Origin of the sequence: Pseudomonas sp. COR18, assembly GCF_048568395.1 — a bacterium.
GTDB classification, from domain to species: Bacteria; Pseudomonadota; Gammaproteobacteria; order Pseudomonadales; family Pseudomonadaceae; genus Aquipseudomonas; species Aquipseudomonas fuscovaginae_B.
The window spans coordinates 1,730,378-1,744,010 of the sequence record NZ_CP183808.1 but is presented as its reverse complement, the minus strand read 5'-3'; the positions used below and the strand labels follow the sequence as shown (position 1 = coordinate 1,744,010).

At 64.7% G+C, this 13,633-nt stretch carries 11 protein-coding genes and 1 pseudogene; 5 read left to right on the top strand and 7 right to left on the bottom strand.

What is annotated here, in order from left to right; genetic code table 11:
• Positions 1-33 precede the first annotated feature (33 nt).
• From ACM62G_RS08090 to ACM62G_RS08075, 4 genes are all read right to left on the bottom strand, one after another.
• On the bottom strand, positions 34-582 hold the full coding sequence (locus tag ACM62G_RS08090; RefSeq protein ID WP_054057102.1) for a tetratricopeptide repeat protein: 549 nt from the start codon (positions 580-582) through the stop codon (positions 34-36).
• 237 nt (positions 583-819) lie between these two features.
• On the bottom strand, positions 820-2,103 hold the full coding sequence (gene hemL / locus ACM62G_RS08085) for a glutamate-1-semialdehyde 2,1-aminomutase (RefSeq protein ID WP_419736976.1): 1,284 nt from the start codon (positions 2,101-2,103) through the stop codon (positions 820-822).
• An 18-nt stretch (positions 2,104-2,121) separates the two neighbouring features.
• Entirely contained in the window at positions 2,122-2,745 is a 624-nt protein-coding gene (gene thiE, locus ACM62G_RS08080) for a thiamine phosphate synthase (RefSeq protein ID WP_054057104.1), read from the bottom strand.
• A 33-nt stretch (positions 2,746-2,778) separates the two neighbouring features.
• Positions 2,779-3,576, bottom strand: coding sequence for a hydroxymethylpyrimidine/phosphomethylpyrimidine kinase (locus tag ACM62G_RS08075; protein ID WP_054063743.1), 798 nt, complete (start codon positions 3,574-3,576; stop codon positions 2,779-2,781).
• Positions 3,577-3,861: 285 nt separating this feature from the next.
• Here ACM62G_RS08075 and ACM62G_RS08070 point away from each other — a divergent pair.
• The 4 genes and pseudogenes from ACM62G_RS08070 (at position 3,862) to ACM62G_RS08055 (ending at position 10,379) form a co-directional block, all read left to right on the top strand.
• Positions 3,862-6,227: pseudogene (locus tag ACM62G_RS08070) on the top strand (hybrid sensor histidine kinase/response regulator).
• Positions 6,228-6,303: 76 nt separating this feature from the next.
• A complete protein-coding gene (locus ACM62G_RS08065) occupies positions 6,304-7,953 on the top strand; it encodes an acyl-CoA dehydrogenase family protein (protein WP_054057107.1) in 1,650 nt (549 codons plus the stop codon).
• 90 nt (positions 7,954-8,043) lie between these two features.
• Entirely contained in the window at positions 8,044-9,507 is a 1,464-nt protein-coding gene (amn, locus tag ACM62G_RS08060; RefSeq protein ID WP_054057108.1) for an AMP nucleosidase, read from the top strand.
• Positions 9,508-9,746: 239 nt separating this feature from the next.
• A complete protein-coding gene (locus ACM62G_RS08055) occupies positions 9,747-10,379 on the top strand; it encodes a pseudouridine synthase (RefSeq protein ID WP_273824682.1) in 633 nt (210 codons plus the stop codon).
• Here the strand turns inward: ACM62G_RS08055 and ACM62G_RS08050 are convergent.
• Positions 10,374-10,583 carry a DUF2788 domain-containing protein gene (locus tag ACM62G_RS08050; RefSeq protein ID WP_017903158.1) on the bottom strand — a complete coding sequence of 70 codons (210 nt, stop codon included), beginning with the start codon at positions 10,581-10,583 and terminating at the stop codon, positions 10,374-10,376. The genes ACM62G_RS08055 and ACM62G_RS08050 overlap by 6 nt on opposite strands.
• A gap of 99 nt (positions 10,584-10,682) precedes the next feature.
• Positions 10,683-11,162, bottom strand: a complete 480-nt coding sequence (locus tag ACM62G_RS08045) for an Lrp/AsnC family transcriptional regulator (protein WP_054061508.1) — start codon at positions 11,160-11,162, stop codon at positions 10,683-10,685.
• A 430-nt stretch (positions 11,163-11,592) separates the two neighbouring features.
• On the opposite strand from ACM62G_RS08045, the gene ACM62G_RS08040 reads away from it, so the two are divergent.
• Positions 11,593-12,729 (top strand): DUF6515 family protein, encoded by a 1,137-nt coding sequence (locus tag ACM62G_RS08040; RefSeq protein WP_273824683.1) that lies wholly within the window; start codon positions 11,593-11,595, stop codon positions 12,727-12,729.
• On the opposite strand, the gene ACM62G_RS08035 is transcribed toward ACM62G_RS08040, so the two are convergent.
• The gene (locus tag ACM62G_RS08035) at positions 12,730-13,620 is read right to left on the bottom strand and encodes a cation diffusion facilitator family transporter (protein WP_054061505.1); all 891 of its coding nucleotides are present in this window, start codon (positions 13,618-13,620) and stop codon (positions 12,730-12,732) included.
• Between the last annotated feature and the right edge of the window lie 13 nt (positions 13,621-13,633).

Here is a 13,633-nt window from a genome sequence, read left to right as displayed (position 1 = left end):
CTTGAAGTCGGTCACTTCCCTGCAAGGGGCGGGTCAGGGCAGCGGTGAGAAGGGCGTGCGCCCATCCGCGGTCTGCAATTCCAGCAGGTACTTGCGGAAGATCTGCCCCAGTACCTGGGTCGCCATCTCCAGTTCGTCCCGCGGCATCTGTGCCGCGACTTCGTCGGCGGTGTCCAGGGCGTCCTCGGCACCATTGACTGCCGCCATCTTCAGTACGATATAGGCCTGGACATTGTTGGCCGGTACGCCCTCACCCTTGTAGAACATGATGCCGAGCTGGAACTGGGCCTGGGCGTGACCCTGCAGGGAAGCCAGTTCGAAGTTGCTCAGGGCCTTGTTGAGGTCGCGTGGGGCATTCTTGCCGTCGTAGTAGAACTCGCCCAACTCGTATTGCGCCTGCGCGTCGCCGCCCTTGGCTGCCTGTTCGCAGGCGCTCAGGGCCTCGGCGAGATCCTGCGGCTGGGTGTTGAGGGTGCAACGCCCCATTGCCGGGATCAACAACGAGTTGCCACCGGCATGGGCCAGCAGCGGCTGAAGGAGCAACAGGCAGCCCAATGAAAGGGCGCGGCTGGTGCGGTTCATGGGAATCGACGTACCTCTGAAGGGCGGGCGTACCCGGCCAGGGGATGTGTATGGCGCGCATTATGAAATAAGCGGGGGCCACCTTACAAAGTCTTTACTCGTTTTTCTGCTGCGCGGGCTTCATATCGTCCGGTTTTGCCGGTCATCGAGGGGATGACGGGGAGCGACACCGAAAGTTTAGGCGGGAAAGTCGACGCCGGTCGGGCCCGGCGTCGAATCGGTGACGGGTGCCTGCGCTTATTTCAGCGCGGCGAAGGCCCGCTCGGCGGCATCCAGGGTCAGTTTCAGCTCGGTTTCGCCGTGGGCGATCGAGGTGAAGCCGGCTTCGAAGGCACTTGGCGCCAGGTATACGCCGCCTTCGAGCATCAGGTGGAAGAAGCGCTTGAAGCGCTCGGCGTCGCTGGCCATCACGTCGTCGAAGGTGACGATGTCGTCGGCACCGCTGAAGTACAGGCCGAACATGCCGCCGGCCTGGGTGGTGACGAACGGGATACCGGCGGCATCGGCACGCTGCTGCAGGCCGTCGAGCAGGCGCGTGGTGTAGTCGGTCAGTTCGGCATGGAAGCCCGGACGGCTGATCAGGCGCAGGGTGGTCAGGCCGGCGGCCATGGCCAGCGGGTTACCGGACAGGGTGCCGGCCTGGTAGACCGGGCCCAGCGGGGCGATGCGCGACATGATCTCGCGCTTGCCGCCGAAGCAGCCTACGGGCATGCCGCCACCGATGATCTTGCCGAAGGTGCTCAGGTCCGGGGTCACACCGTAGTGGGCCTGGGCACCGCCGAGGGCGACGCGGAAGCCGGTCATCACTTCGTCGAAGATCAGCACCACGCCGTGCTGGTCGCACAGGCTGCGCAGGCCTTCGAGGAAACCTGGCGCCGGTGGCACGCAGTTCATGTTGCCGGCCACTGGCTCGACGATGATGCACGCCACGTCCTGGCCGACCTCGCCAAGCATCTTCGCCACCGCGTCGATGTCGTTGAACGGCAGGGTCAGGGTGTGCCTGGCGAACGCCGCCGGCACGCCGGCCGAGCTCGGTACGCCCTGGGTCAGCGCGCCGGAGCCGGCCTTGACCAGCAGGCTGTCGGAGTGGCCGTGGTAGCAGCCTTCGAACTTGATGATGCTGTCGCGGCCGGTGTAGCCACGGGCCAGGCGGATGGCGCTCATGGTCGCCTCGGTGCCGGAGCTGACCATGCGCACCATTTCCATCGACGGCACGATCGAGCAGACCAGGTCGGCCATTTCGGTTTCCATGGCGGTCGGTGCGCCATAGGACAGGCCGTGTTCCAGCTGCCTGCGCACCGCATCGAGCACGTCCGGATGGCTGTGGCCGAGGATCATCGGCCCCCAGGAACCGACGTAGTCGACATAGCGCTTGTCGTCCTCATCGGTGACGTAGGCGCCTTCGGCGTGCTTGAAGAACAGCGGGGTGCCGCCGACGCTCTTGAACGCCCGAACGGGCGAGTTCACGCCACCGGGAATATGTTTCTGGGCATTGGCAAACAGCGTTTCGGAACGAGACATAGTGGGGCTCTCAGAAAATCATGAAGTGAAGAGGGCATTGAAGGCGCGCGCGCGGCGCGTCACTTCCTGGGCGCTTTCGGCACCGAACAGCCCGTGGATCACCGCCAGCAGGTCGGCACCCTGGGCGACCAGCGGCGCGGCATTGTCGAGGGTGATACCGCCGATCACGCAGATCGGCAGGTGCAACGCAGGGCGGGCCCGTTCGAGCAGGGCGATATCGGCCGCCGGTGCACCGGGCTTGGTATTGGAATTGAAGAAGCGGCCAAAGGCGACGTAGCTGGCGCCTTCCCGGGCGGCCTGTTCGGCCAGTTCCAGTTGCGCATGGCAGGTGGCACCGATGATCGCCCGGCTGCCGAGCAGGGCACGGGCCGGGGTCAGTGGGCCGTCGGTCTGCCCGAGGTGTACGCCGACCCCTAGGCGCGCGGCCAGTTCGGCGTCATCGTTGATGATCAGCCGGGTCCCGTAGCGCTCGCAGAGCCTGAGCAGGGCCTCGGCCTCGCGCAGGCGGCGGGCCTCGTCGGTACTCTTGTCGCGATACTGCAGCAGCGTCACGCCACCTTCCAGTGCGGCCTCGACATGGGCGAGGAACTTGCCGGCCAGCAACTGGCTGTCGGTGATGGCATACAGGCCACGTAGTTTCATCGATTCGGCCTCAAGACGTTACGGGTGGAGACATTACGAGCAGAAATCCAGCGGCAGACGGCGCGGTACGAACTGCCCCTGGCCCAGTTGTTCGGCGTCACGCAGGGTGCGCCAGGTGTAGTCCAGGGCCGATTGCACGGCGCTGACCAGTTGCTCGCCCTGGGCCAGGCGACCGGCGAGGGCGCTCGCCAGGGTGCAGCCCGAACCATGATAGCTGCCGGGCAGGCGCTGGCATTTGAAGGTCTGGCGGCTGCCGTCACGACCGTACAGGCGGTTGTGGATCTGCTCCTCATCGCCATGGCCGCCGGTGATCAGCAGGTATTGGCAGTACGGCAGGAGCTTTTGCGCGCATTCATCGGCGCTGCCTTCGGGCAACTCGGCCAGGATGCGCGCTTCGGGCAGGTTGGGGGTGGCGATCTTCGCCAGGGGCAGCAGGCGCTCGCGCATGGCGTAGCCGACCTCGTCCTTGCCCAGTCGGCCGCCGCCGCCAGCGCGCAGCACCGGGTCGCAGACCATCGGCAGATGGGGGTGCGCCTGGAGCAGTTCGACTACCGTGTCGACCATTTCCAGGGAGCCGAGCATGCCCAGCTTGACCGCCGCGACCGTCGAGTCGTTGAGCACCGCATTGGCCTGGGCCAACACCCACTCGCGATCGAGCACGCGGAAGTCGCTGACATTCACCGTATCCTGCACGGTCAGCGCGGTGACCGCGGGAGCGGCATGGCAACCCTGGGCGAGCAGGGCTTCGATATCCGCCTGGAGGCCGGCGCCGCCACTGGGGTCGTGTCCGGAAAGGCAGAGAACAACGGGACGAGAGCTGTAGATATTCATGGGGCGCGAGCTTACCACCAATCGCTTTTTTCGGAATCGTCCACGCAGCGTTGCATCTTTTCCCGGAAGGTTTGTCCGATGTGGCCGACAGCAGCTACTCACAAATTCGATTCAATCGCGCAAATGCCCGTTCTAGAGCGATTCGCCGAAATATTACAATGGTGTTTTTTAGCCATCAGTGGCTATGCTAGAGTGGATCCAAACGAATAACAGGCTATGCGGCATCACGTCGTCTCAAGGGAATGGGGGCTCCTGACGCGACCGGAATGGCCATGCTGGGGCTGTATGCGCTATTTGCTGATGATGTTGTTGAGCTTGCTGCCGCTGATGGCGAGCGCAGTCGAGTTTGATGAATCCACTCAGAGCCTGCCCCTGGGCCGGGTCATGCAAGTGTTCGAGGACGTGGGCGGCCAGGCCGCTATCGCGCAAATTGCCTCGCCCGCCATGGCCGGCCACTTTCGTCAGCATGACAAGGACGCGCTCAACGCCGGTTATTCGCAATCGGCGTTCTGGCTCAAGGTCGACCTGACCTACAAGCCGAAAAATCCTGACGCACGGCGAACCTGGCTGCTGGAACTGGCCTACCCGCCGATGGACCACATCGACCTCTACCTGCCGGACGCCAGCGGCGAATACCGTCTGAACCAGCGTACCGGTGATGAACTGCCCTTCGCCAGCCGGCCGATCAAGCAGAACAACTACCTGTTCGAGCTGGATTTCGCCCCGAACGAAAGCAAGACCGTCTACCTGCGCCTGCAGACCGCGGGTTCGGTCCAGGCGCCGCTGAGCCTGTGGTCGAGCCAGGCCTACCTGGAGGAGCAGCCGGTGCGCCTGTACGTGCTCGGGCTGATCTATGGCGTGCTGTTGGGGATGCTGGTCTACAACCTGTTCATCTACCTCAGCGTGCGCGACACCAGCTACCTCTATTACATCTTCTATATCGCCTCGTTCGGCTTCTACCAGTTGTCGGTCAACGGTGCGGCGGTCCAGTACTTCTGGCCGAACAACCCCTGGTGGGCCAACGCCGCGACGCCGTTCCTGATCGGTTCGGCGGGTTTCTTCGGTTGCCAGTTTTCCCGCCGCTTTCTGAATACAGCGGCCCACAGTCGCTGGCTGGATCGCCTGTTGCTGCTGTTGATGGCGGTGGGGGCGCTGGTCATGGCGTTGTCGCTGATGAGCGGCTATGCACTGGCCCTGCGCCTGGCAACGGCGCTGGCCCTGGCCTTTACCGTGACCATCTTCTTCGCCGGGCTCAGTGCCTGGTACCGCGGCCAGAGGGTGGCCCGCTATTTCATCATCGCCTGGTCGGCGTTCCTGCTGGGCGGGTTGGTCAACACCCTGATGGTGCTGGGCTATCTGCCGAACATGTTCCTGACCATGTACGCCAGCCAGATCGGCTCGGCCCTGGAGGTTGGCCTGTTGTCGCTGGCCCTGGCCGACCGGATCAATGCCATGCGCGAACAGCAGGCGCAGACCCTGCTGGAGTCCGGGCAGAAACTGGAAGTGCTGAACCAGGAACTGGCCAACAGCAATCGCCTCAAGGACGAGTTCCTGGCGACGGTCACCCATGAATTGCGCACGCCGATGAACGGGGTGATCGGTTCGCTGGAGCTGATGCAGACCCTGGAACTGAATCCGGAACTGGAGCAGTACCAGCAGACGGCCGCCGGTTCGGCGCGGGACATGATGCGCATGGTCAACGGCCTGCTCACCCTCACCGAGCTGCAGGCCGGGCGGCTCAAGGTGTATCCGCAGGCTTTCAGTCTGCGGGGCCTGCTCAAGGGCCTGCAGGAACAGTTCGCCGGGAATGTGCTGAACAAGGGGCTGCACTTCTCCGTCGAAGTGGCCGACGAACTGCCCGACAGCCTCCACGGCGATGCGACGAAAATCGTTCAGTGCCTGGAGTGCCTGGTGGACAATGCCATCAAGTTCACCCGTGAAGGCGGGCTGGTGTTGCGGGTGATCGGCCACTCGGCCGAGCCCGGGCACCTGACCCTGTCCTTTGCCGTGATCGACAGCGGAATCGGTTTTACCCATCTGGACGAAGCCACGCTGTACCAGCGGTTCTTCCAGCTCGATGGCTCGATGACCCGCGAATACGGCGGCCTGGGCATTGGCCTGGCGATCTGCCGGCAACTGATCGAACTGCTGGGTGGGCGCATGACTCACCAATCCGAACCGGGCATGGGCAGCCGCTTCCAGATCGAGGTCGATGTGACGGTGTCGGCGCCGCGGCTTTCCCGGCCATTGTCGACACCGCGCAAGCCGCAGGAGTGCACGGTGTTGCTGGTGGACGGCAATGAGGTCAGCCAGTTGGTGGTCAGGGGCATGCTGCTCAAGCTCGGCTATCGGGTGCTGACCGCCAACGTGCCTCGGGCGGCCATCGACCTGTTGCGGCAGGACAGTGTCGACGCGCTGCTGCTCGATAGTGCGGCCGAACCGCAGGGGGCGGCGATATTGTGCGAGCAGGTACGCCTCGCGCAGGTGCCGATCCTGGCGCTGACCGGCCTGGTCAATGGCGTGGAGCACGAGGGGGGCGGGCCGCTGGCGTCACCGATTACCTGCACAAGCCGGTGCGTTTCGAGGAATTGCAAAGTGTCCTGGCGCGGCGGCTGTTGAGTCAGGTAGAGGGCGAAAGCGCCGGTATTTAGGCGCATATGCCACTTTTTTCCCGGTGTGCTGCATGATTCACTGGCCTTCCAGGCACTTCCTGCAGGAGCAGCCCCGATGAATCTCCATCAGTACGCCGAAACCCACGAAGTCACCAATCAGCCACCCTCGCTCGATGGCGCCAACCTCTACCGGATCGACCTGCCGCTGCAGGAGTGGTCGCGGCGCCTTGGCGCCGGTTGGGCGCAGGCCCGTATCGACGAGTATGGGGCGCTGGCCGGCGGGCCGCTGATGGAGGCGGGTTTCCAGGCCAACCAGAACAAGCCGGTGTTCGTCAGCCATGACCGCTATGGTCATCGCCAGGACCTGGTGGAGTTTCATCCTGCCTATCACGAGCTGATGCGTACCGCCATCGAGCACGGCCTGCCCTCGCTGCCCTGGACCGACCCGCAGGACGGTGCCCACGTGGCCCGCGCCGCGATGACTTACCTGCACAGCCAGGCCGAGGCCGGCACCGGCTGTCCGCTGACGATGACCTTCGCTTGCGTGCCGGCCCTGAGGCTGCAGGCGGACATCGCCGGGCAGTGGCTGCCGAGCATCCTCAGCACCCGCTATGACCCGCGTAATGTCGGAATCGCCCACAAGAGCGGCGCCACCATCGGCATGGCCATGACCGAGAAGCAGGGCGGCACCGATGTCCGGGCCAACACCACGCGCGCGTATCCCGTCGGCGCTGGCGGTCCCGGCCAGCCCTATGAGCTGGTGGGGCACAAGTGGTTCTGCTCGGCACCGATGTGCGACGCTTTCCTCACCCTGGCCCAGACCGACAAGGGCCTGACCTGTTTCCTGCTGCCGCGGCACCGCCCGGACGACAGCCGCAACCAGTTCTACATCCAGCGCCTGAAAAACAAGCTGGGAAATTGCTCGAACGCCTCGAGCGAAGTGGAATTTCGTGGCGCCCTGGCCTGGATGATCGGCGAAGAAGGGCGTGGCGTGCCGACCATCATCGAGATGGTGGCGATGACCCGCTTCGATTGCATGGTCGGCTCCAGTGCCCTGATGCGCCAGGCCCTGACCCAGGCCAGCCACCACTGTGCGCATCGACGGGTCGGTGGGCGCCTGCTGAGTGAGCAGCCGCTGATGCAGAACGTGCTGGCGGACCTGGCGCTGGAGAGCGAGGCGGCCCTGGCCCTGAGCCTGCGCATGGGCCAGGCGCTGGACCGCCTGGGAGATGAACGCGAGGCCCGCTTCGCCCGGCTGGTCACGGCGGTGGGCAAGTACTGGATCTGCAAGCGGGCGCCGGCGATGATCAACGAGGCGGCCGAATGCATGGGCGGCGCCGGCTACGTGGAAGACAGCATCCTGCCGCGGCTGTACCGCGAGGCGCCGGTGAACTCGACCTGGGAAGGTTCGGGGAACGTGCAGTGCCTGGATGTACTGCGCTCGCTGTCGAAGGAGCCGGGGGTGCTCGAAGTGCTGTTCGACGAGCTGGGCGATGGTCATGGCGACCCGCGCCTGGCCCGGCATATCGGGCAACTCAGGCAGGCGTTCGCCGATACCGGCGACATCCAGTACCGTGCCCGGCAACTGACCGAGGACATCGCCCTGGCCCTGCAGGCCAAGCTGCTGCTGGAGGCGGGCAACTCGGCGGTCAGCGACGGTTTCATCGCCGGGCGCCTGGACGGCGCTGGCCGGGTCTACGGCACCTTGCCACGCGGGGTGAATGTCGAAGCCATCGTTGCCCGTTCGACCCCGCAGGGTTTCTGATCGCGCGGCGGAACGAAACGCCGATGTTCCCGTCCGACGAGGTTGCAGGCAAGATGAGGGCCTGCAACATCAAAAGACAGGATACTCTCCGTGACCGAAGCTTTTATTGTCGTGCAAACCCCCGAGCAGGCCGTCGACCGCCTGGCCGAACTCCATGAGCGTGCGACGACCGCCCTGAGCCAGGCGCTCAAGCGCTACCTCAAGGACCGCGTCGAACCTGACGCCGACCAGCGCGCCCTGTTCCGTTACCCCGAACTGCGCCTGACTTACACCTATCAGGGCGAGGTTCCGACGACCACTCGCGCCTATGCCAAGGTCCAGTTGCCGGGCACCTACAGCGCCACCGTTACCCATCCCAGGGCGTTTCGCAAATATCTGCTGGAACAGCTGGTGCCGTTGATGCGCGATTTCACCGTGACGGTGGAAGTCGGTGTCAGCGAGCAGAACATTCCCTATCCGTACGTGGTCGAGCAGGGCGATGAACTGGCCGGTTCCGGCGTGACCGCCGCGGCCCTGGCACGGGTGTTCCCGAGTACCGACCTGTCCGCCGCCACCGACGATATCGCCGATGGCCTGCACGACTGGGAAAACGCCGAGCCGCTGCCGCTGGGGCTGTTCGATGCGGCCCGGGTCGACTTTTCCCTGCGTCGCCTGGTGCACTACACCGGCAGCGACTGGCGCCATGTGCAGCCGTGGATTCTGCTGACCAACTATCACCGCTACGTCGACCAGTTCATCCTCCATGGCCTGGAACAACTGCGCGACGATCCGCGTTTCGTGCGCATGGTGCTGCCGGGCAACGTGATCATCGACAAGGGCATGGACTACGCCGAGGCCCAGGCGGTGGCGGCCGCGGTGGTCTGGCACCGCTACCAGATGCCGGCCTATCACCTGCAGGCCGCGGATGGTCATGGCGTGACCCTGGTCAACATCGGCGTCGGTCCGTCCAACGCCAAGAACATCACCGACCACCTGGCGGTGCTGCGTCCGCATTGCTGGCTGATGATCGGCCACTGCGGCGGCCTGCGCCAATCCCAGACCATCGGCGACTACGTGCTGGCCCACGCCTACATGCGCCGTGACGGCATCCTCGACCGGGTGGTGCCGCCGAACATCCCGATTCCGGCCCTGGCCGAAGTGCAACTGGCGCTGCAGGAAGCGGCTGCGAATGTCACCGGCGACAAGGGCGACGACCTGAAGAAGCGCCTGCGTACCGGTACCGTGCTGACCTACGACGACCGCAACTGGGAATTGCGCTGGGCCCAGGAGCGTCCGTTGATCAACCTGTCCCGTGCCGTGGCGGTGGACATGGAAAGCGGCACCATCGCCGCCCAGGGCTATCGCCTGCGTGTGCCCTACGGGACGTTGCTGTGCGTATCGGACAAGCCGTTGCACAGCGAAATCAAGCTGCCGGGGTCGGCGAACGCGTTCTATGAGCGGGCGGTCAGCCAGCACCTGAAGATCGGCATCGCCGCGGTGGACCTGCTGCGTACCGAGCTGCACTCGCTGCACTCGCGCAAGCTGCGCAGTTTCGACGAGCCGCCGTTCCGCTGATATCGCTGGCGTGGGCGGCCGCGGAGTCTTGTGTCCCCCAGGTTGACGCTTTCGTGGGCAGGCCCGGCTCCTACAGTACCGCGTCGTATACAAAATCTGTGAACGACGCAGTACTGTAGGAGCCGGGCTTGCCCGCGAAGCTTTTATCATCCTCGAAAGCATTGGTCATGGCCCGTCTGGAAATAATCCCCGGCACGCCCTAGCATGACGGCTCCTGATCCTCAGATGTCCACTTCGCCATGCCTCGTCCCCCCCGTCCCATCGCCCGCCGTTCGGCGGCGAAAAGCCCTGTCGCTCCCCGTCGTGTCGCCAAGGCGCCGCCGCGCGAGTCCAAGCTGATCCTGTTCAACAAGCCGTTCGATGTGCTGACCCAGTTCAGCGACGGTGAGGGAAGGGCAACGCTCAAGGACTTCATCGATGTGGCGGGTGTCTACCCGGCCGGCCGTCTGGACCGCGACAGCGAGGGGCTGTTGCTGTTGACCAACGACGGCCAGCTCCAGGCGCGCATCGCCGATCCGAAGCACAAGCTGGCGAAAACCTACTGGGTGCAGGTCGAGGGCATTCCCACAGCGGAGCAGATCGAGCGTTTGTGCAAGGGCGTCGAGTTGAACGATGGCATGACCCTGCCGGCCCAGGCCCGGCTGCTCGAGGAACCCCAGCTCTGGCCGCGCAACCCACCGGTGCGCTTTCGCCAGAGTATCCCCACCCGTTGGCTGGAACTGATCATCCGCGAAGGTCGCAACCGCCAGGTGCGGCGGATGACGGCGGCGGTGGGCCTGCCGACCCTGCGCCTGGTACGGGTGCGGATTGGCGACTGGACGCTCGACGGGCTCGACCAGGGCCAGTGGAAGGAAGTCCCGGCGCGGTTATAGCGAGCCGGACTCGATCAGGCCGATCACCACGCTCTTGATCACGAACGCCGCCACGCCCAGGCCCAGCACGAAAAACAGGATCAGCGTACCGAAGCGTCCGGCCTTGGACTTTTTCGCCAGGTCCCAGACGATGAAACCCATGAAAATGATCAGGATGCTGACCAGGCCGGTCATCATCCATTCTTCGAAAACGGCAGGATCCATCGGGACTCTCCAGCACACGCGAGGTAAAAAGCCCGCCGAGTATACGCCAGCGAAGAATCGACCGGCATTGACCTGCGGCGGTTTGCCTCAGATCCCGGTTCAGTTGCGCAGGTGATTCAACGGCAACTCGGTGCTGTTGAGCACCTGGTTGAGCACGAAGCTGGAGCGCACGCTGGTCACCCCTTCGATACGGGTCAGGTGGCCGAGCAACAGTTTCTGGTAGTGATCCATATCGGCCACCACCACCTTCAACTGGTAGTCGGCATCCATCCCGGTCACCAGGCTGCACTCCAGTACCTGCGGCAAGCTGCGGATCGCCGCCTCGAAGTTCTCGAAGCGTTCGGGGGTGTGCCGGTCCATGCCGATCAACACGTAGGCGGTCAGGCTCAAGCCGAGCTTCTTGCGGTCCAGCAGGGCGACCTGGCGCGAGATGTAGCCGTCGTCTTCCAATTGCTTGACCCGCCGCGAACAGGGCGATGGCGACAGGCCGATGCGTTCGGCCAGCTCCTGGTTGGAGATGCGGGCATCGCGCTGCAATTCCGCCAGAATGCTCAGGTCGTATCGGTCGAGTTTGCTCATCATTCAGACCTTTATCATAACAATTGCGCTGAATTATCCATCTGAAGCGAAATATTGCGCAAGTCATGTTTATTCGAGCAATGTTCGCAATCGCCTGCCGCCGCTGTCGGCCTATTCTTATCACCAGAATCACTGCAACACGAATCACTGCCCGGACATCGAGTCCACAGCGGTCCGCCGAATCAGGCGCGCCGCGGCCGGCAATCCCACAGGGTTGTGCAGGCCCCCGGGCTACACACGGTCCAGAAGACGGTGTGAGGTGAGCCGGCGTCAAAAGCGTCGAGCACGGACGAAATTCCCCAAAGGGAGGCTGACGAGCCTCCCTTTTTTATTGGGCGTAAAATAAGTCGCGTGACTGATAAAGTGTTGCAGAACCGGAATCCGCTTTCCCAGTCTTATGGTCATGCCCTGAACCGCAGTGAGGAACCGAATGAAATCGCGCATCTGGCGTCTGGCAGGTGTTGGCTTGCTCTGTATGAGTGTTGGTGCGCAAGCGCTGGCTGAAGATCGGGGTGACGATAATCAGCAACATCCCCATCCCAACGGTGGCCAGCGTGGCCCCGAAGGGCGGCCGGGCGGTCATGAGGAGCGGCCGGGGAACAATCAGCCGCGCCCGGAGAACGTCCAGCCGCGTCCGCAGACACCAGAGGTTCGCCCGCAGGCACCCCAGGCCCGTCCGGAGATGACCCCGTTCCATCCGCAGAACAGCCAGCCCCGTCCGGAGAACAACCCGCACTTCGAGCGGCGCGAGCAGAACTTCGGCGGCCAGTGGCAGCCGCGTCCACCCCAGAACGATCCCAACCAGCAGAGTCGCCCGGCGCCACAGCCGCAGAACAACCTGCCGATCCAGAGCCGGCCCGATACCGTGCGCCAGACCCAGGAGCCGCTGCGTGGCAACTACTCGGACATTCCCCGGCGCAACGGCTACAACCCCGGCTGGCAGCCCGGCGGCTACAACGGCCGGCCCGGTGGCAACTTCGATCACCCCAACGACCACCGCTGGCCGGGGCGGCCGTCCGGCCATGGCAATGGCTGGGGCCCCGGTCCGCAGTATCGTCCCGGTTATGTGATCGACCGTTTCCCCGACCGCAACTGGCGGGTGCCGTATCGCGGGCAGGACTACTTCTTCTCCGGCGGCTACTGGTATCGCCCGCAGGGGCCACGTTATGTGGTGGTCGCACCACCGCGCGGGATCCGTATCAGTTACCTGCCCGACTATGCACGGGAAGTCTGGGTCGGCAGCACGCTGTTCTTCCTTGCGGCAGGCGCCTACTACCTCTATCAGGAAGATACCCAGGACTACGTGGTGGTCGATCCGCCCGCCGCCGCGCCACAGGTGGCGCCGGCGCCATCGGGCAATGGCTATGACGTGGTGGCCTACCCGGCCAACGGCCAGAGCCCCGAGCAGGTGCAGCAGGATGGCGAGGACTGCTATCGCTGGGCCGTGCAGCAGAGCGGCTTCGACCCGGCCCGGGCCACTTATGCCCCGGACCCCACGGTGGTGCAGACCTACCGCCAGGCCCAGGGCAACTGCCTGAGCAGCCGCGGCTACCAGGTCAACTACTGATCAGTCGCGGCGCTTCACCACTTCCCGAGGGTCGGCGTGCACCAGCACTTCGGCCTTCGGGTAAACGGCGCTGATCGCATCGGCGGCCTGGTCGCTCAGGCCATGGGCCACCGACAGCGTCAATTCCCCCGGCAACTCCAGGTGCAACTGCACGAACCAGTGGTTGCCCGACACCCGCGTACGCAGGTCATGGGCGCCGAGCACACCCGGCACGCCCTTGGCGAGCTCCAGCATGTGCTGGCTGATTTCGGGCGACAGTTCCTCGTCCATCAGCACGGCAAAACTCTCGCGGCCGATCTGGATCGCACTCCACAGGATGTAGGCCGAGATCCCCAGGCCGAACCAGGCGTCCACCTGGGCGAAGCCGAGGCTGGCGAAGACCAGGGCCAGCAGGATGCTGCCGTTGAGCAGCATGTCCGAGCGGTAATGCAGCGAGTCGGCGCGCACGGCGGTGGAGCCGGTGGCACGGATGACCCGGTGTTGCAGCACCAGCAGCGCGGCCGTGAGCGCCAGCGACAGCACGATCACGCCGATGCTCAGCCAGGGCGCGCCGACCGGCTCCGGATGGCGGATCCGTTCCACCGCCTGTACCGCGATCAGAATGGCGCTGCCGGCAATGAACAGCGCCTGGGCCATGCCGGACAGCGACTCGGCCTTGCCATGGCCGTAGCGGTGATCGTCATCCGCCGGGCGCAGCGCATAGTGCACCGCCAGCAGGTTGAGGAACGAGGTCACGCCGTCGAGCGCCGAGTCGGTCAGGCCGGCGAGCATGCTCACCGAGCCGCTCAGCCACCAGGCGATGGCCTTGGTCACGATCAGGATACTGGCGACCGCCACCGAGGCCCGGGTGGCCAGGCGCAGCAGGCGAGCGTGTTCGGGGCTGTTGCTCATGCAGGGGCGGTCC